Source organism: Companilactobacillus metriopterae (assembly GCF_002762335.1).
Taxonomy (GTDB): Bacteria; Bacillota; Bacilli; order Lactobacillales; family Lactobacillaceae; genus Companilactobacillus; species Companilactobacillus metriopterae.
Genome location: NZ_CP024610.1, coordinates 304,738 through 327,500, shown reverse-complemented (window position 1 = coordinate 327,500; position 22,763 = coordinate 304,738). Strand labels below are relative to the sequence as shown.

2 protein-coding genes are annotated in these 22,763 nt (G+C 33.5%); both read right to left on the bottom strand.

The features are described 5' to 3' along the window. Nucleotides 1-96: 96 nt before the first annotated feature. Nucleotides 97-1,722, bottom strand: a complete 1,626-nt coding sequence (locus tag CS873_RS01490; RefSeq protein WP_099974123.1) for a helix-turn-helix domain-containing protein — start codon at nucleotides 1,720-1,722, stop codon at nucleotides 97-99. 233 nt (nucleotides 1,723-1,955) lie between these two features. After that, nucleotides 1,956-22,745 carry a hypothetical protein gene (locus tag CS873_RS01485; RefSeq protein WP_099974122.1) on the bottom strand — a complete coding sequence of 6,930 codons (20,790 nt, stop codon included), beginning with the start codon at nucleotides 22,743-22,745 and terminating at the stop codon, nucleotides 1,956-1,958. Nucleotides 22,746-22,763: the final 18 nt, after the last annotated feature.

Below are 22,763 nucleotides of genomic sequence, written 5' to 3'. Positions count from 1 at the left end.
CACAATACGGTGAGTAATGCCTGATATTCTACCATCAAGTGCTACATAAAGTGTAGCTCTCGACTCATCGCATTTGATAATTGTATATTATTTAGACTAATCTTGCAACTCGAATAAACTTGGGTTGTCAGTAGCCTTTTCATCTGTCCAGATTTTATATATCAGATTTAGTAGAGCACCCATTTGAGATTGAGCACCATCAGGACGCCATCTAAATATACATACATCATCTCTAAAGCCATCTGGCAATTGATTTGCATTTGATGTAATTACAACATCAGCTTGGTCAGGTTCATTAACTATTTTTACATAAGGTAATGAGTCTAAAGTGATTGATAAATCTGAGTAAACTAGGAAAAATGATTCTAATTCTAGATAAACTCGTACTTTAAGCACAGGACTATACATTGCTGAGAATCTGAATGCCATTGAGTATAATGCATCAGCAATTTCAGTGTAGCTGTAACGTAATGATGCATATTCCTCTTTTCTAACTAGATGTTGAACTGTCGCTAGAATATTATTTCTTAGATCATCATCTCGCAGCTTACTTATAGTATCTCCTGATCCAGCAAATAATTTCAAACATTGTAAATAATTTGTTCCCAAAACCATAACACCAGCTACGGAACTCATCAAATTATACTGATATCTAGCAAATGAGTTTTCTGTTAGTCCAAATTTAGTAATAATTTCTTCGTTATCATATGGAACTAACTTTAAGAATTCTTGTGTGAAGTTAAAGAAAGTAGGATTATATTTCTGCATTTGAGAAGTTACAGATTGAATGTATGAGTCTGAAACGTCAAACATAGAAGGCACACAAATAACCAAGATATAAAATTCTGCTGATTGTGACATTTGTTCTTCTAATGTCATTTTATTTCTAATAATATCAACAACTTTTTTAACATTATCTGATTGAGGTTTAATATCTAAAAGTTCATCGATAGAATCAAACACATTTGGGAATGGATAGTTTATTGTTTCGAGATTCTTTTGACCCATAGAAATATGACCATCTAACATTCTGTATACATGGGCCATAATCAAATATGAATAGAATTTTTTTGTAATCTCATTAGGTGCTGCTAGTCTGTACTGTTCCAATCCAAGTTCGACAACCTTAAGAGCAGTCTCCTCCCTTAAGTCATCAAAAGGCCAGAAGTATCCTCTAGTTGCATTCCAGTATAAAGAAGCAATTGCTAATGTAATAGATTCTTCATCACCAACAAAACGAAGTGGTTCGTAGGCAATCCTAACACCAAAGCCCTTTAAAAACTCTCTAACTTCTTTTAAATGTCTAAGTACGGTTGCTTTACTACTGTCTAATTTTGTATAGAATTCAGTAAATGATGTTTCTCTTTGTTTTACAATTCCCTCAATAAGTAAATAGGCATCTGATTTTGTTGTCAAATAAGCATGATATTCGTCTGAAGAATATTGAAAAATATCATTAATTTCAACGTCATCTTTTTTGTATATTTCCTTAAAGTCTTCTTGTATACCTAAGAAAGTATTATAAACACTACCATAGCTTTTGTTCATTTCGTAAGCAGATTTCCTTAAATTAATATCGCTTACTTCTATTTTTCTAGTTCTATATGTATCAATCAAGTTAGCACTTGCCAACTGATTAATTTTAATTTGTTTAATTTTTGTAAATAACTGAACTTTTTCTATTTCAGATTTTGACAAAAATATATCTGTAAAACTATTCATGTGTATACCTCCATATCATTTTTAAATTATATCATTCGTTCAAATATTATTAAATATTATTGTCTTAATTTATTAAAAAACGATACAGTGTTGATTTATTAAAGATATATTCAAGTTTAATTATTAAAAATAATAAAGAGATTGTTGTCAGGTTTCATTTTTTAGAACTAAAAACTTAAATAAAACAAAAAAAGAGACTATCCAAAATGGATAGTCCCTTTTCTTTTCAACAATTAATTGAAAGCATAAGTGTTCTTATTAAATCTTTGTTGGTTCCATACAGCTCTTTGTGCTGCATTGCAGATACATTCTACAAAGTTTCCATTGTTATCTTTGTATCCACATACTTGATCGCCTGTTAATGAATCATAACAATTACAATTATCAAGATCTGCTCTATCCCCTTCTTCAGAAAGATTTACACAGTCACAATAATTGATGACATTGCCTTCTTCGTCGTAGTCGAAATAGTATTTGCAGTAAGAGTGATGAACGCCTTGAAGATCTGTATAACAACAAACCATCATAATATCGTAATGTACCCAGAATCCTAATGAAGGAATCTCACGGATAACATTGTTTCCATTTCCACCGTTTGTAAATGATGGACTTAGAATTAATGCAGGTTTCTTAGTACCATTTGCATTAAGTCCGCTCATACCTGGAATTGATTGTCCTAATAGACCGATCACTCCTATTAACATTAGTAGTGTTCCTAGTACACCACCTAATAGTCCTAGTGTAATCATGCCTAGTGCTAATGGGATTAGTAATGCGTTGAATAATAATCCTAATAGACTTAATAGATTTAATGGAAGTGCAATAAATCCATTTAATACTGGTAGTGCTAGTAATCCTAATAGAGGAATTCCAACAAACAATGTTAGTACTACTGGTAATACAAGTTTTAGTAATCCTAAATTACCCAATGTTAATAATGGTCTTATCAACAAGTTCAATGGTAATGCTAGTAATACTAATGGGAACAATGCATTCAATAGACCTAACAATAATCCTAATGGTACTAGTACTAGATGTGCTAAGAAGTTGTTTAGAGTCATTAGAGGTAATAGTAACAAGTCTGTTAATCCCTTAGCTAATAGTGGTAACAAGATCAATTCTAGAGGTTTGATGATTAGTAATAGAGGTAACAATACTAGATCAAGAAGAACCTTTAGGAATCCTGGTAACAATAGTAGTGAAAGAATAGCATCGTTGAACAATCTAATACCATTAATAACATCTAACAAGATCATTAGAAGACCTAATGCCAATAGAGGCAAGTTACTAATTGCTAGCAACAATAGACCGTTAAGAATGATTGGAAGAATAGCCTTCACGATAGGAAGAGTTAGTCCTGTTAACAATCCTAAGTTCAACAAGAACAATGGAAGTGTCAACAAGCCAGAGATAATTGGCAATGCCAATAGTCCCAAGATATCTAATCCAATATTTAGAATTGGTAATAGTAATAACATCAATCCTAATGGAATTAGAAGTTTCAAGTTATCAACTAGTACTTTAGCAAGTGCTAGTGGAATAGCTACTAGACCTAGAGCAAGAGCTAATGGTAGTAAGACAGGTAATAATGGCCAGAATAATGGATTTAACATATTCAATAGAGTCAAGATACCTAGACCACCAAGAAGCAATAAGTTCAATAGATCAAGTGGCAAGTTAGCTAATGGTCCTAATACATCCTTCAAGATATCAATTAGCTTGAATGGAATTAGTAGTGCGATTGTCCACAATAGTGGGTTTAGCACTAGAAGTAGAGGCCATAGCAATGGATTAATTAGTACGAATAGTTTACCTAGTAATCCTAGACCTAACAATAGAGGAAGAGCTAGAAGACCAAATAAATCAAATGGTAGTTTAATCAATCCGTTTAGAGCACCTAATAATAGAGGAATTAGGTTACCTAGTACAAATGCAATTGGTAATGACAATAATAAATTACCTAGAAGCATTAGTGGTAGCAACAATAGATCTACTAATAACTTGATTGGTAAGTTAACTAATCCAGCAATTAGAGGAAGCAATAATGTCAATACGATTGGCAAGCTTAGTAATGTCATAGCTAGTGTAACTAGAGGCAATCCAAGCAAGAATGAACCAAGTCCTAGAAGAAGAGGAAGACCAAACAATAGGAATGGAGTTTCCACTAGACCTCTGAACAAGTTCTTCAATAGTTTGAATGGCAATAGTAGCAAGTCAGTTACTAATAATAACCAGAACGCTGCCCTTCTAATGAAGTTTAGCAATGGTAGGTTGAACCAAAGTGGCATTGTCAAGATAGCTAGAGCTAATGGCAATAGACTGTTAAATAGTTTCAATCCAGTTGTTAATAGTGTAATTGGTAATACCAAGAAGAATGTCAAAGCTTGTCCTAATAGAGGAAGAGCAATGAATAGCAATGGAGCTATTACAAAGACATTCAAACCTAGATTTCCTAAGAAGATTGGTAGGAATGATAATAATCCAAGAATTGGTAACAATAATAATGACAATGCGTCTTTAATCAAGTTAGCAATTGGATATGTAATCAATCCAGCAAGTAATCCCCAAAGAATTGGTGCAATTAAGTTTCTCAATGTATCTAATAGTAATGGCAATAGAGCCAATTGAGTAAGAATTAGTAGAGGAAGAGCAATTAGACGAACACCAGGAATTAGAAGACCAACTAATGACAATAAGTTCAATAGAGGTAATCCTAATAGTCCAAGAATATCTAATGGCAATCCACCAAGAAGACTTCTCAATAATGGAACAACAATTGAAGCAAGAATTGCAGGAACTAAACTAGTTAGTTTATGTAGAAGCAATAGAGCTGGTACTCCAACGAATAATGTCAATGCTTTGAATAATAGAGAACCTAGAATTGAAAGCAATGGAACAAAGATCCAGTTTAGAGGGTTAAACAATTGAAGTGGTCCAAATACTGGTAGTAGTAATAGGTTTAATCCTAGAGCTACCAATAGAGGCAATAGACCGTTAACTAATAGATCAAGAAGAACCTTAAGAGGTAGTAATACAAGATCAATTACTGCTAGACCATTTAATAATGCAGGGATCAAGAATTGTAAGTCTAAGAATAGATCTAAGAATGGAATTAATCCAGGTAGAATCAAGAATCCTAGAAGCAATAGTTGAGCGATGATATTAAATAGATCTATAGCGTTACGGATAGCATTGAATAGAAGAACTGCACCATTCAATAGTAATCCTAGTAACAATGGCAATGCATTGGCAACAAGAGCGCCAAGAACATTAGCAATAATAAATGGTAGAACACCCTTAGCTATTGGGAATGTTAGAAGAGTCAATAGTACTAAGTTAATCAAGAACAATGGCAATGTTAGAAGACCACTTAGAAGTGGAGTTAAGAACAAGCTCAATAGATCATTGATTAGATTAATAATTGGCAATGCAAGAATAGTTCCTAATAGAGCTAATGGCAATCCTAGAAGAAGTAATCTAGCAATATCCCCTATTGTTCTGATAAGAGCAAGAGGTAAACCAACTAGAGTTGCGAACAAGTTGATTGGTAATAGAATTGGTGCAAGTAGTAATCCAAGACCTGGAATCAATAGACCTAGAAGAGTAAGAAGTTGAACTAATGGAATTAGAACAAGCAAGTTCAATAGATCGATTGGTAAATTACCAAAGATATCTCTAAGGACGTCAGCAATTGCAAGAGGGAGTAGCAATAAGCCAAGTGGCCATAGAATTGGTGTCAAGATGTTCAAACCAGGGATAAATGGTAGTAACAAGTTGAATAGAACCAAGCCAATAAGTTTAGCTAAATCAAATGGTAGTTTAAATAGATGTCTGAATAATCCACTTAACAACAATGGTAGTAGCAATCCAGCAAGCAATGCTAGAGGAAGACCTAGAAGCTTATTACCTAGAAGTAATAGTGGTAATAGGATTAGATCAACTAGAAGTTTAATTGGTAACAATAAACCAGCAGCTAATAGAGGCAATAGCAATGCCAATAGAATTGGCAATGATAGAAGCATATTTAGCAATGTGATTATTGGAAGACCAAGAAGCAATGTTGTTAAACCAGCTAGTAATGGTAAACCAAAACCAAGCAATGGAAGACCGAACAACTTAATAATGTTGTTAAATCCGTGTAGTAACAACAATGGTAGAAGTAATAGAATCAAACCGATTCTAATTACATTCAATAGAGGAAGACCTAGCCAGATTGGCAATGTTAGAAGAGCCAAAGCTTGACCGATCAAACTATTGATAAGTTGTAGCGCTGTAGTTAATAAGTGCAATGGTAGTAGTCCTAAGAATGTTAAGCCTTGAGCCAATAATGGAAGACCGAACAATAGTAATGGACGTAGAGCCAAAGCGTTACCTAGTACATTGAATAAGAATACAGGCAATGTTAGAAGTATAGAAAGAATTGGAAGACCTAGAAGAGTCAAGATGTTCTTAATTAGGTTAGCAATTGGATATACAACTAGGCTTGCAAGTAGACCCCAAAGAATTGGAGCGATTAAGTTTCTTAATGTATCTAATAGTAATGGCAATCCTAATAGCTGTGTCAAAATTAATAGAGGCAAGGCAATTAGGTTAACACCAGGAATCAATAGACCAAGAAGAGATAGAAGATTGATTAGAGGCAATCCAAGTAATCCAAGAATATCTAGAGGTAAACCACCAAGTAGAGCTCTTAGAAGACCAAGAATAAATCCATTAAGAAGAGCAGGAAGAATACTTAGAATCAAGTTATTCAATAGTAATAGAGGTAATAGGAATAGTGTAGCGGCAATCTTAGCTAATAGAGTAGCAATAGCAGAAAGGATACCCATGTTAATCCACTTCAATGGGTTCAATAGAGAAATCAAACCGAAGAATGGAATTAATAGAAGTAATGAGCCAAGGAACACTAGACCAGGGATAAGAAGTTGATTGAATAGATCGAAGATCCACTTCAAAGGAGTTCTTAGAAGATTGAATAGAGAAAGACCATTCAATATAGCTGGAATAAGGAATAGACCAGCCATTAGAAGATTCCAGAATGGAATCAAGTGAGGCAATCCAAGGAATAATAGAATTCCAAGATCAGCCAATAATCTTAGACCATCTAGAAGTATTACTGGTAGGCCTAATAATAATCCAAGGAATGGACCAAAGGCAGCTAACAATAGCACTACAAGATTACCAAGAATTAATGGAAGAAGACCTGCAATAATTGGGAATCCTAACAATGTTAGTACAGCAAAGTTTAGAAGTACTAATGGCAATGTTAGTAATCCGCTAAGAATTGGTAACAACAATAGATTAATTAGACCATTAATCAAGTGGAACACAATAGAAGCGGCAATAAAGATTAGCAATGCAGGAACAGTTAGATTGAAGATATCCTTCAATACGTTGAAGATTGCCAATGGAAGTTGAATCAATCCCAATACCAATTGTAGAGGCAATAGAACTAAGAAGAACAATGGCCATAACAATGGGTTAATTAGAGCTAGGAATGAAAGGATAAACAATGGAAGAGCTAGCAATCCAAGACCTAATAGAAGTAATAGATCAAGAGGAAGAGCAGCTAGAGGTCCAAGAATATTTTTTAGAACATCTAAAATCTTGAATGGTAGCAATGCACCTAGAATCCACCATAATGGTGTAAGCAATAGAAGCAATGGCCATAGAAGAGGATTTAGAAGAGCTAAGATTTGTCCTAAGAATACAAGGCCTTGAAGCAATGGAAGACCTAGTAGACCAAGTAAATCAAGTGGTAACTTGATAAATCCTAGCAATTGGCCAAGAAGTAATGGCAAGATCAATCCTAGAAGTAACGCAGGAATTAGACTTAGAAGTCTATTTCCAATAAATAGCAATGGCAATAATAATAGATCAGCTAATAGCTTAATAGGAAGAGCTAATAGTAATGCTAGTAATGGAATTAGTAACTTACCAATTAGAGGTAAGAATAGGAATTTCAATGCCAAAGTAATTAGAGGAAGACCTAATAACATAGCACCTAAACCAAGTAATGCAGGAATTGCAAGAAGAGCCAATAGTTTCAATGGAACACCTACGAATAGGTTAAGAAGTTTCTTCAAGATATCTAATGGCATACCTACAAGAAGTGTCAACCAGAAGGCAACTCTTCTAATGATATTCAATAGAGGTAGGAAGAACCAAATTGGCATTGTAAGAATTGTAAGAGCTAATCCTAACAATCCGTTAAATAGTTTAAGAGCAGTATTTAATAGACTTAGTGCCCACATAGCTAATCTCAATAGATGTTTACCGATAATTGGTAACAACAAACCAGCAAACAATGGAATACCTAAACCATTCAATAATAGATTGAATAGAAGTAATGGTAAGAATAGCAATGCTTGTGTTAATAGACCTAACAATGATGAAAGAATGTTGTTAATTAGGTTAAAGATAGGATATGTAATCAAGAATGTTAGAACACTCCAGATTAGTTGTCCTAGAAGATTTCTCAAAATATCAAGGTTAAGTAGACCTAGTAGTGGTAGACCTAGCAATAACAATGGTAGTGCAGCCAATTGAGTAAGAATCAATAGAGGCAATGCGATTAAGTTAAGTCCTGGGATAAGTGAACCAATTAGAGAAAGAATATTAACAATTGGTAATCCTAGTAATGCACCTAATATAGCCAATTTACCAAGAATATCTAGAGGTAGACCACCAAGTAGACCTCTTAGTAATGGAACAGCAAGTCCAGCAATCAATGCAGGAACTAAACTCAATAACTTGTTCAATAGAATTTGTAGAGGAACAAGAATTAGAGGTAGTAATAGATTTGTTAACAGTAATCCTAAACCAGTTAGAAGTGGTGCTAGTAACCAATTAATTGGATTCAATGGGTTAAATAGCAAGAAGCTAAGAGGTAGAGAAAGTAAGAACAATCCTAGAGGTAATAATAGATTTGCCAAAATATCATTAAAGATATTTAGAGGTAGCAATAACAAGTTAATTAGAGAAGCGAGATTGATAAGTAGAGGGATAAAGAATAGAGCAGAAAGTACTAGATCAATACCGATTCTAATAAGACCTGGGAAACCACCAAAGACAACAAATTCAAGGAATAACTTGAATAGAAGTTTGGCAATATCTTTTAGCACTCTAAATGTATCAATTAAGAATACTGGGATTCCTATTAAACCAGCAAACAATGGTAAACCAAGTCCCAATAATAGAGACAATAGAGGTAGAACCAATGGAAGAAGAACAAGACCAAGGAATGCAAGAGGATCTAAGATCAACTTAGCAATGAAACCTAATACAGAGTTGATAAGTAGCGGTAGAAGACCTAGTAAACCGATAATAAATGCGCCTAATAAGTTAAGACCAAGATTTATTAGAGGTTTGATAACTAGATACTTCAACCAATCCCAAGCTGCCCATAGTAGTGTTATTGGTATGAATAGTAATCTGAATAGTGCGTTTATTATTTCAAATGGTATAGATAATGCAATTAATATCTTAATACCTAATAAGGTTAATGGTAACAATAGACCAAATACTAGGTAGAATGGTAGAGATAGAACTAAGTTTCCTAACAATGTTAACAATAACGTATTTAGTGCTGCTAACAATCCCATTGCTAAACCATATAAAGCTGGAAGTATCATTTGGACAGCAATAGGAACAACTATACCGATATTAATTACACCAAATATAATCCCAATTGCAATCACAATTGCATTAATAGCAGGAAGTAAGAATGGTATAACTCTAAGAACTAGATAAATTATATATCCAATAACATTGTATATAGCGTCAACTAGGAAAATAATGGCATCAATAAGGATGGCAACAAATCCTACAACGGCTCCAACAACAACGTTAACAATAAGAGTTAAGATAAACCAAATTAATCCACCTGGAGCACCAAAACGTAATGTATTTGTGAAAACAAATAATTCATGAATCGAGGCTAAAATATTACCAAAGATAAATACTGGGAATAGGATTGAAGAAGATATAGGCTCAATTAAGAACTTAAATATCATTTCATACCATCCACCTGGTGTTAAGAACATAATTGGTAGAGAAGCAATAATACCACCCAAGTTTTCCAAAATGTTAATACCAAGTAAAATTCCGTAGAAAATTTTAGCAACAAAAACTTCAACAAAAGTTGATATTACCAGTCCTAAAATCCAATTAATTGAATTCAAAGCTCCAAGGACATATAAGTAAAGGACTCTTATCAATACTATTCCCAAATGTATTGGCAAGAACAGTGCACTAATTGGATTTAAAGTAATAAATCCAACTAATACATCATAAAATGACAATAAATTAACAATAGGCAATGAAGATATTGCTAATGAAAATAGCATACGTACAGCCTGTTCACCTATAAGAGCAATATCTAGTAATGGAATCAAAGTCCAAGCTAGAGCATTAATACCTGTAGTTTGATCAGCAATTAAAGGAATCCAATCAATACCGAAAGGTAATAGTGCAGCAAATATTGAAACAACACCAAACACATATTTATTAATAACCAGAACAACAATGTATATAACTGCACCAAGTAAAAATACCAGTACATGATCAATAACATCCATAACAAATTCAAATGCTGGAACATTAGTTGTTAATAAAAGTCCCAATCCAAGAGAAGCTAGAGGAGTTAATTGAGAAAGTGATACAAATAGTCCCTCAATAAATCTAATTGTTAAATATACAGGTATTTGGGCAATAAATAGCAATTGGAATACACCCAATGTTACAGCTAATAATGCGAACGGTATTGAGGTTGCCAAAGGATCTAATAATAACATTGGCAACAATACAACTGTAAACAATAGTACGGATACCAAATCATAAGGTCTGTATAGAAGTGAAGGTAATCCACCTAAAACAGTAAGGAAAGTATTTATTAAAGAAGGTACAAATCCTAAAACAATAATAAGTTTAATAAATAAATCTAATACAGTTAATTTAATAACATTCAAAGTAAAGTCTACAAATGTACCTAAATGACCTACAAGTCCTAGTATTGTCGATAATATTGGTCCAATAAATGGAACAAAGAATAGCAATGCTTGGAAAACATATAGTGAAATATCTAAGAATACTTGTATTAATAATGAAATAGTTAATGGATTTACTAATAAAGCAAAAATAACTACTTCTGGCAAGAATATTAATAAGTTAACTGGGGTTAAGAATGTAAATGGACTTGTAAATACAAATGCAATTAAAGCTAGAATAATGGCAAATTTGATAAGCTTACTAAATCCTAGTATCAATGAAGCAATAAAATACAAGAAAATTGGAGCAAATAGTAAAGGTATAAAGAAATCACCAAGTACTAATATTGGGAACCAAAGTCCATACCATAGTAATGCATCAAGCGGTGACATTATTATGTAGAATATTACAAATGAAACTACATTTGAACTCAACAAGATAACTGAATTAATTATAGTAATTAGTGGTATTAATCTTAATCCAGGAATTAACAGATTAATTAAACTTAATCCAACAATTCCAACTCTTACTACTAATGTAACAACAGCTAATGCGATATCTATAATTTCAAAAATATCAAAAATAATAGCATGTAGCCAACCTCTAAAGAAACTAACTATTAACCAAGGAGCAACCAGTAATCTAAATACAAATATTTGAACTGCATGGTATATAGCCAAGGCTAAAATTATTCCACTATTCCATAGAGTCCACAATACTCTAAAGTAAGTATTAGGAATCAATAATGGTAGTAATTGAGCAGCAAAGAATGTAAATGTTGAAACTGCAAGTCCTAATAGTTGAACTGTAAACGAATGTTTAATTATGTCCCAAATAACTCCACCAACAGTAAAGAATCTTACACCGAGAGTTATCATGTCATAATCTTTTGTAATCCAACCCCAGAAAAATGGTACGGCTAGTCTTGAGAATATTTGTAATAAGTTATAAACAATACCAACTGAGGATAAGAACATAATTGGTGTATTTATTAATTCAACTAATAACAACAATGGTAGTTGTAATAAATTACCAAACAATAGACCAATTGGTAAGAACACAATTGCTGCAATTCCAACTAAAATAATAACTGGAATCACTAGTAACAAGAATAATGGAATTCCAAGTTCTGTTAATAAGACAGCTGTGTTAATAATTCTAAATTGTAACAATGCATCTTTACTTAATTGGAAAATAAACGTTAACCATGGAATTACTGCAACAACATTTAGCATCCAAGTTGCAAAAGTAATTGTTAATATAAATCTTCCAAATAGTCTAATAGGATCAATCCAATTCCAAATCCAAATAGTTTGGATAAGTGTAAAGATAAGTAGATGTCTGTAGTAATTTACAGCTAATCCAATTGGATTGAAAATTAGATATCTAAAGATACGTAGTGGTGATAAGAAGTTAGGGAATAAATTGACTGGTAATAATGTCAATACTCTAACTAAATCAACTAATAGTTGACCAATAATTACCAAAGGCAATGTTGCCGGCATAGCAAGAAATGCAGCAAATAGTACAAATTTAATAGTTAATGGTAACAATAATGCACCTATAAAGCCTAGACCAGGCAACATCAAACTACTAAATACATAAAGCGGTATTAAGTAGAAGAATATATAAGCAGAAATTGATGGTAATAAATCTAATAACTTAATGAATGGGAACATCTCTCTAATTATGAAGAAGAGAACGATATAAGGTAATGCATAAACTAAAATATTCAATCCTAAAGTAATTACTACAATCAAGAACAATAATGAAAGAACAGTAGTTAGTAGTGCTAATCCGGCAAGGAATGAAACTACTTTGTCAACTTGTATCTTAATCAAAGTAATAATTATCGTATTTATTAAGAAGAAAAAGGCAACGATTAATGTATTTGGAATGGCATTTAACAACCAATCTAAAATAAATAATATTAGGAAAGTTCCAATTACAAATAGAACTGGAATAATCAAAGCATTAAATGCAGTAAACCATACCAACCCATTTATTAAAGAACCAACAATTAATCCCATAATTAATGGTAATAAAAGATTAAATAGTACGAAATTACCTATTAAAATTAATGGCAATAATAACATGTAATTTAGTAATGTTAGACCAAGTAATATCTTAAATGGCAATCCTAGAATTGAATTTATAAAGTAGAATACTGAGTTAATAATAACTAAAGCATTGGCAATAAATCTCAAGACTAAGTTCAATACTATCCAAGATAAGATTGAATTAAACATTGCTAACCAAGTAACTATAAATAGTTCAATAGGTGCAACAATTGATAATGCTATTGATACAAAAATCAAATTAAGAATGGTAATCAAAATTCCTAATACGACTTGAATTAACCAATAGATATTTTCTAATGCTGTGAATAATGGTAAGAATACGATTATCCAATTCAAAACAACACCTGGTAAACCAAGACTTAATCCTAATGCTCCAGCAATTAGTTCTCCAGCAATAAATAAAATTAATTTAATAGGCAAAGGCCACAATAGATTGAACAATAGTAACAATAATACATTTACTTCATGAATTATTAATGGAGTCAACCAGATAAAGACCTTAACAGCATAGTTAATTGCAAAAAGAATCAAGAAGACAGGAATCTTGAAGAAGATAAATGTCAATACAGCTACGGCAATATCATTGAAGATAAGTAGCGGGTTAACTAACCAGAAAAGACCAGTAGAAATTAATCTAATAGCGACTAAAATCCAACCAATAATAGAAAGAATAACTCTTAAAATAATACCGAATGGGAAGAACAAAATAATAGTATTTAAGACAGCTAATAAGACATCAAAAGCAATAGCCGCAATGATTTGAAGTAATAGATTCAAAGCAATAGAAGCAAGAGCTGGGAATACCAAATTGAATAGAGTTAGAGGAATAAACAAGAATAACAAGTTAAATCCAGAAATAGCCAAACCAATAAGTGATAGCGGAATAGCCACAAGACCACCCAAGCCAAGACCGGCAAGTAATCCCAAACCAAGATTCAATAAGAAATGATTGAATTGTCTTAAAGCATCAAAGATAAGTTTTACAAAGTTCAAAGGAACAAGAATAAGAGCATTTAACCAGAATAGTCCCCTTCTCAAGAAGTTCAAAATAGGAAGAATAGACCATAGAGGAAGAGTTAATAAAGTAAGACCAATATTAATAAGATCAAGAATAGAAAGTGCGATTCTCTTCAAAAGATTAAATAGAGAAAGAAGCACAGTGTTCAACAATTGAAGTAAGAAAGGAATAGCAAGACCAAATAATAATGGGAAACCAATTAACAAGTTAAATAGTTGCAATGGTAGTAATGAAAGCAAACCAAGTAAGTGCAACAATAGAGGGATCAAAATAATAGCAAGAGCATCAAGAATTAAGTTACTTAAGAAGTAAGTAGCAATATTAGCAAGAATACTCCAGAACAATTGACCCAATAAGTTACCAAGAATACCAAGACCACTTAGAAGTAAACCAAGAAGAAGAGGCAAACTAAGCAATAGAGCTAATAGTCCAAGAGGCACAGTTAACAAGTTTAAACCAGGAATTAGAGCTGTTAGAAGACCATTTAGGACTAGAGGTAACAACAATAATAGAGGCAATAGACTAGCAAGATTCAATAATAGGAAGAAAGGTAAACCACCCAATAGAGCACGTAGAAGACCAACAATGAAGCCAGCAATTAAAGCTGGAATTAAACTTAACAATAAGTTAAGAACAAACTTCACAGGAATAGCAATCAAAGTACCAATAATTTGAGCAGCAATAGCACCTAATAGAGAAAGAATAGGAGCTAGTAACCAGTTAACAAGGTTAAGAGGACCAAATAAGAATAAGTTTAAAGGAATAAGTAATAGAGTTAATCCAAGAGGAAGCAAAGTATTAAGTAGGAAGTCATTGAAGATCTTCAAAGGAAGAAGAAGAAGTTTCAAAAGACTAATCAATAGCAATGCAAGAGGAATGAAGAAAGCCAAATCCATAACAATGTTTAAGAATGGGATAAGACTAGGCAAACCAAGAAGGATTAAACCAATTAAAGGAAGATCCAAGCCAACAAGAGCAGCAGCAATCAAAAGAGGTAATGCAAGAAGAGCAAGACCTAAGAAGAAAGGAATACTCAAGGCAAGTAATAATCCCAAACCATTAATAAGAAGAGGAGCAGCAATAAAGATGCTGAACAATCTCAAAAGATCTAAAGGTAAAGTAATAAGTCCTTGAAGAAGAAGTTGACCCAATAAGAATAGAGGTAAACCAATCAAGAATAGAATAACGTCAGATACAAGACCTGCAGTTAGAGCCATCAAGATAGAAATCAAAGGACGAATAAATAAGAAGTAAGGAAGAGAAACAAATAGTAATGTTCCAATATCCAAAAGACTCAATAGATCTAAGAATAGTTTTAATGGAAGTAAGAATAATTCGTTAGCAATATTCAATAGAGTCAATAGAGCAAATAGAGGGAATAATAACCAACCCGGAACAGGAAGAAGTAATGACAATACAGAAAGCGCAGCATTAACAAGACCTGCAATAAAGTTAGCTAATCTAAGAAGACCAGTAAGAACATTTGCCAAACCAATGATAAATGAAAGAACCAATCTAGCACCCAATCTAAAGGCACCAACAAAGAATCTAATAATATGAATAATAGCGCGAATAGTCCATTTTGTAACAAGAGCGAATACAAGTTGACCAGCTAATGGAAGTAAGAACAAACCAGCAGCAATTGCCAATAGACCAAGATCTTTTGCAATAGAGCTTAACAACCAAAGAACAAAACCGATAAATGCATTAAGAGCTAGTAATAAGAAGAAACCAATTACTTGACCGATAAGTACAAGAGGGATTCCTACAAAAGCGAACAATAGTCCGAATAATGCAAGTAATCCTAATTTAACTAGACGGTTAAATATTCTTCTCAAGATATCTAATGCGATTAAACCAAGAGTTGTAAGAATTTGAGTTGCAATACCCAATAGAATTGAAAGACCAAGAGCAATAACAAATGGTAACAACAAGTTGAATCCGTTAGTTAACAAGAAAGTACCAATACCAGCAAGAATAGCTAGTGGTAATCCTAAGAACGCATTAATTAATGGCAAGATTAAGAATAAGAATGCCTTAATCAATCCAACAAGAATATTTCTAACAATTCTCAATAGTACTAATCCAACAAGAAGTTTTCTTAATAGATTAATTCCTGGAAGAATTGTCCATAATGGAAGTGTTAATAGTGTTCCAGCAATGTTTAGTAATTCTAAACCAAATTCCAATGCTCTTCTGATTAAGTTAAATAGTACTAATGCACCAAATGTTAACAATTGATTTAACAATGGTAGACCAAATAATAGAAGTGGTCTTAGTAATAGTGCATTACCTAATAAGTTAATGAAGAATAATGGCAATGTTGAAAGCAACATTAAGATTGGCCATAGAAGTAATAAAGCAATGTCAAAGAATAGATTTAGGAATAAGTATGAAACGATTGTTCCAAGTACGTTCCAAATCAATTGTTTGATTAGGTTATTTAGAAGACCTAATAGAACAAGTGGTAGTCCTACTAGTCCAGCTAGTAGTCCAAGTGGAACTGTAATCAAGTTTAGTCCAGGAACTAGTGCTGTTAGTAGTCCATTAAGAACTAATGGTAATAGAAGACCAAGTGCTAGAAGCAAGAATGGTAGTCCACCAAATAGTGCACGCAATAGACCTACTAGTAATCCAGCAAGTACTGCAGGAATTAAACTTAATAGTAAGTTGTTAAGAATGCTTAATGGTAGAGCTACTAGGTAGAATAATACCTTAGCTAGCAATGTAACTAGAGCTGCACCGATTAAGTTATTCAACCATGATAGAGGATTTAGAATAGAAATTAATCCTAATAATGGTAGTAGTAATAAGAATGATAGACCAGCTACCAATAATGGTAGAAGGAATGTATTTAGCAAGTCTAATAATAATTTAACTGGTAGAAGCAATAGACCTAGTCCGCTAATCAATAGAGTAGCTAGACCTAATAGGTTTAGTGCTAATAAAATTAGATCTAAGAATGGAATTAAGTTAGGTAGTAATAATAGAATCAATGCAAGTACTGGGAATTGTAATCCTAGTAATTGTAGACCTAATAGACCTAGCAATCCTAGTGCTCCAATCATTAGAGCAAAAGGCAATCCAAGAGCTAATGCCAATCCACTAACAGCTAATAACAATGGTAATAGAACCAAGTTATTGAAGGCTTTTAGAAGAATAGCAGGAATACCAATTAGATTAAATAGTAGGAATTGATTTAACAATACTAATGGCAATGAAAGAAGAGTCATAACAATATCTGAGATAACCCCTGCTCCAAGAGCCAACAATACTGAAGTAAGTGGTCTAATGAATAACCAGTATGGGATTTCTAATAGAAGACCCACAAGAGTTAATGCATTCAATAGACTAGCAATCAATTTAAGTGGTAATAGAATCAAGAAGTTTACTAGTGATATTAAGGCTGTGATTACGTTGAATAGGAATAAGAAAGGACCGGCAACAGGAACAAGCAATGAAGGAATTGCTAGTAATGCACTAACTATTCCGATAATTGCGCTGGCTGCCGTGGCGACTCCAAGTACAAGACTTGCTAGTCCCAAAATAAATTGAAGAACTAGTCTTGCGCCTAATCTGAACAAGCCAATAAAGAATCTAACTAGATGTACAACTGCTCTAATTCCCCACTTAACAGCTGTATTAATTACAAGTTGTCCAATAACAGGAAGTAAGAACAATCCTAATAAGAATCCTAAAACAAGAAGATTATTTAGCAATGTTAGTGCTAACCAAATATTAAATCCAATAAATAGATTGAAACCAAGAAGTAACAAGTTATTCAAAGCGGCTAAGCCTAGAATAACTGGTAGAGCAACAAGGAATAATAGGATAATTGCACCTAATAATAGTAGTTGTGCCCCTATTCTTAGTAATCTGTTAAAGATTTGAATAGCAATCATAGCAAGTACTGTTAAACCAGCAATTGCAAATGATAATGCAAGTGTTGCCAATAGTGACAATACCAATGGAATAGCAACATTGATAAACTTCAAGCCTAAGAAGTTTAGAGTTGTTAGAGGTAGTAATAGTAAGAAGTTAATAAGACCAAGTCCCAATGGAAGAATAAATCCAAGAGCTAGTTCTACAACGTTCTTAATAAGGTCAAAGCCGGCTTTTAAAATACCAATTGGTAGAAGTAGTGCAACAGTTAGTGCTGCAAGTCTTCTTAGTAAGTTAATTACTGGAAGTATTGACCATAGAGGAAGTGTTAGAAGTGTTGATCCGATATTAAAGATATCAAGAGCTACTTCAATTCCTCTCTTAAGCAATGTTAGTCCCCAAAGAGTAACAAATGTTAATCCTTGTGCTAACAATGGCAATCCAAGCCATAGTAGTGGGAATAGAATAAATTGTGCTCCCAACAAGTTACCGAATAAGAACAATGGTGTTCCTAATAGTAATAGTAATGGTACAAGAGATAATGTTAATAGATCTTTTAGAATGTTAGCTGTTACATATGTAATTACAAATGAAGCTACAGACCAAAGGATGTTTGTAAATAGATTGTTTAATAGTCCAAGTGTAACTAATGGTAGACCAATCAAACCTGCAAGTAGTCCTACAGGAACAGTAACTAAGTTAAGTCCTGGAACTAATGCAGTAAGGAATCCATTTAGTACAAGTGGCAATAGTAAACCAAGTGATAATAGTAAGAATGGTACTCCACCTAGAAGTGCACGTAACAATCCAGCAAGGAATGATACAAGTGCTGCAGGAATGAAACTTAGCATTCCATTAACAACAAGATTTAGAGGTAGTAAGATAGCATTCAAAATCAATTGGTTAAGAGTTGTACCAACTAGAGATAATAGTGGTAGATTAATCCAGTTCAATGGGTTTAGAAGAGCAATAGGTCCAAATACTGGAGCTAATAATAGCTTGCTTCCTAACCATACAAGGAATGGGATTAATAAGTTAACAATTGTGTCTAGAAGTAATTTCAATGGAAGACCAATGAACAAGTTCAAGACAGATAGTACCAATAAGATTAATGGCAATACGAATAATAGATCCATGAAAATATTAAAGAATGGAATGAAACTTGGTAGAGCTAGTGCTGCAAGAGCCAATAGTGGCAATCTTAGTGATAGCAATAATAGACCAAGTAATGCAATTAGTCCTAATCCACCGATAGCCAATAATAATGGTGTACCTAGTGTTAGAGCCAATGCCAAACCATTGATAATCAAAGGTTCTACAAGTAATGCATTAAATAAGTTTAATAGTAATAATGGTAATGTGATTAGTCCTTGTAGTAATAGTTGTCCTGATAGGAATGGAATTACTGACAATAGACCAGTGATAATATCAGAAATTAATCCAGCACCTAATGCCAATAGAATAGAAATAATTGGTCTTACAAATAGAAGCAATGGAAGTGTTAACAATAGGAATCCTAATGATAACAAGTTCAATAGACCTAGTACTAGTTTTACAGGAAGTAGAATTAGCGCATTAGCCAATGAAAGAAGTGAAATAATTAAAGGAAGAAGTGCAAGGACCGGTCCAACAACCGGAATCAATGCTGTAAGAGCTGCAATAACTCCACTAACAACAGCGGAAATTACAGAAGCAGCCTTAGCTAATCCGGCAGCTAGGTTCAATAGACCTAGAACAAATGATAGAACCAATCTTGATCCTAGTTTAAACATACCAATAAAGAATCTTGTTAAATGAACAAGTGCTCTAATTCCCCACTTGATTGCAGTATTAACAGCAAAAGTACCTAGTAATGGCAATGTGAACAATGCAATTGCAAGACCTAATAACATTAGTGTCTTAGCTAAATTGATCAATCCCCATATTGCGACAGCACCTATACCATTAATTAATAGTAAAGCGAAGAATAGAAGTGCTTGACCACCTAGAACTAGTAATGGAAGTCCAAGTAGAATTGTAGCTGCAATAATAGCTGTAATTGCTAGTCTAATTCCACCGTTAATTAAATCAAGAAGTACTTTAAGTACAAGATTTAAAGCAAATGTTCCTAAAGCAATCAAACCACTTAGAATAGTTGAAACAACGAATGCACCAATAAATGGTAGAGAAACGTTGAACAATGTTAGACCAAGAGTGTTCAATAGAGCAATTGGTGATAGTAACAAGAATGTTAGAGCACCAGCTGCTAGTGGGAACAATAGTGTATTCAATAGACCTAAACCTAGAAGAACTAGATCTAGTAAACCTTTAATAACTGCTAGAGGGAATCCAATAAATGATAGAGCAAGAGCAATATCAACAATTCCGTTAACAACAGCTTTAATTACGTTAATAAATAGTAATGCATTAAATGTTAAGAATTGTACAAATGTACTGATAGCTGCAGTAATTGCAAAATTCAATACCATTGGAAGAACAATGTCCAATAGAACAAGTGGAATTGATCCAAGCAATGTGTTAAGCAATGCTAGTCCAAGACCTACAACAGTATTAAAGATAGCGATTGGTGCAGTTAATAGAACAGATACAACTGTACTAAAGATAAATGTATTAATAAGATCAAAGACACCAAATGCTAGTTTAGCACCGATAATCAATGGTAATGCACCCAATAATAGTGGGATTGCGATTGGTGCAAGTAGTAATGCAGGAATCACAATTGTAATAATTGGAAGAACAAATGGTATTGCCAACGCAGCAGTAATAGCTACAACTGGTGTGATTAGAGCCATTGCACCAAGAGCAAGTGGAGCTAATAAAAGACCACCTAGAACTAATGGAGCAGACAATAATTTAGTTATAATACCAAATGGTAATCCAGCGGCAGCTGAAGCAAGAGATGAACCTGCAGTAACAGGCGCAGCAACTGCAGAAGCTGCAGAGTTAGTTTGTGCTTGGTTCATATAGTTTTGATATGCTTCAGAAGTTTGAAGTGCACTGTTATTAACAGCTTGATCAAAGTCCCCTGCCTTCATATCTTTACCTAATGAAGCCAAAACAGAAGAGAATTGTTGTTCGAACTTATTACCATCAGGAATAACACGACCATCTACTGTATAGTAGATATCTCTTCCGTCAGATGATCTAAGAACGAAGTTGTGGTAGTTACCAACAGTGTCATTTTTATCAACAGAATTTGACAAGTAATTCCAGATTGTAGGAATAGACTTAGTCATTTCTTGTTTTTCAGCTTCAGAAGCCCATGGTGTCATCTTGTTGTAAGTGTCTTTTTGAATAGCACCAAATTGTTGCATTGAGCTATTGTCATTGACAACTTGTGCATCACCATGAGTAGATGAACCATTAGAGTTATTGATTGCTTCTTGCAACATAGCATCTGTGTCTATAGCAGAAATGCTAGGAAGAGAAACAACACTAGCTCCATTAGTTGGTGCATCTAAACTGATAGTTGAATGATTCAACACAGTGTTGATAGCATCCGCTGCACTTGTGGAATCAGAATTTTCAGGATATTTTCCCTCTAAATATTCCTGATAAATTTCTGATTTCTTAAGTGTATCGATGTCCATCGCTTGATCAAGAGCTCCGGGTTCGATTGAACGTCCAAAACTTCTTGCCAATTGTGGCATTTGCTTTTGTAATTTATTATAACTTGCTTGATTAGCAGTTGTATCTATTGTAATAAATAGATCACGACCTGAATCAAGAATTGTATGGAACTTCCATACTTGACCTTCAGTATCAGATTCAAGTGTGTTGTGTCCAATATAATTCCAGACAGTTGGCATGTCTTTTACAATTTCAGCAACTTCATCAGAAGTAGCACCAGTAGCTTTATTATTTACATGATTGTAAATTTGAACAAACTCTTGGTTTGATTCATTTACATCAGTAGATTCACTACCAGTTGTAGTTTGACCTTGTGATAAATAATTATCCAAAGTAGCTTTAGGATCACTTGATCCTTGACTTTGGAATTCAATATAGCCATCATTTGTGGCTTGAGTAGTAGATGTTGGTGTTACCGAACTTGTAGTAGCAGGTTCTGTAGCATCGTTATCAGTACTAGAAGTTGTAGTTTCATCTGAATTAACGTTAGAATCCACATCTGATCCCTCAATCGATGTAGTTTCTGCGTTAGAAGATTGAACTTCTGGAGTTACATTATTTTCTGATACAGCAGCTGTAGTAGATTGTGTACTTGGAGCTGTTGTTGTTTCAGAGTTAGTTGTTTGATTAGAAGAAGTTACATTACTTGTACCTGAAACTTCTATAGTAGTACGATCATTAACCGCATTCTCAGCTTCTGAGAAAGTTGGATTAGGCGAAGATGATGATTGACTAGTCGTTGATTGTGACTGACTAGCACTTTGTGAAGAAGCAGCTGATTGTGTAGTAGCTGACCTATTAGCGTCCCCCTCAGAATCACTATTAGATTTTTCTTCATTATTAGAATTACTTTCTTGAGAATTGTTTGATTCTCGTTGAGAAGTATTTACCTTAGATTGAATTTTATTATTTTTTATATCAATTGATTTACCGGCGAAGGTAGCATATGCTTTTGTGTTTGCTTTTACATTCTTAGTAGCAACCCCAAAAGTTTCTTGATAATTGGCATTCGTTGAATCCTTCTTGAAGTTAACAATCAGTTTGCCGTTAGTTTTAGTAACGTCATAAAGATCATTCACTTTATTGGAGGCCCGCTGAATTTTCTTCACATCGACATTTTTCTTGTCAAACGTGATTTCCAATTTATCACCCTTCTTGATAACATCATTTGATGTAGCATTAATATTCAAGCTCATAATAGGTACATCATCTTTTTCAGATATAGAGATCTTAACTATCTTGTTAGGATCCCGAGTCGGCGTCTTTAATGAAGAACTCGGATCGACGTCACTCGATGTATTCGGTTCGTACTGTGCGGCCTGAGCAACCTCAAGTCCAGAGTACGCAGCTACCGGAAGTAATATAGTAAGAACCGATAACCATGTTATTATTTTCTTAAATAAGGAACCTTCGCCATAAATCATAATAAATTCTCCCCAACT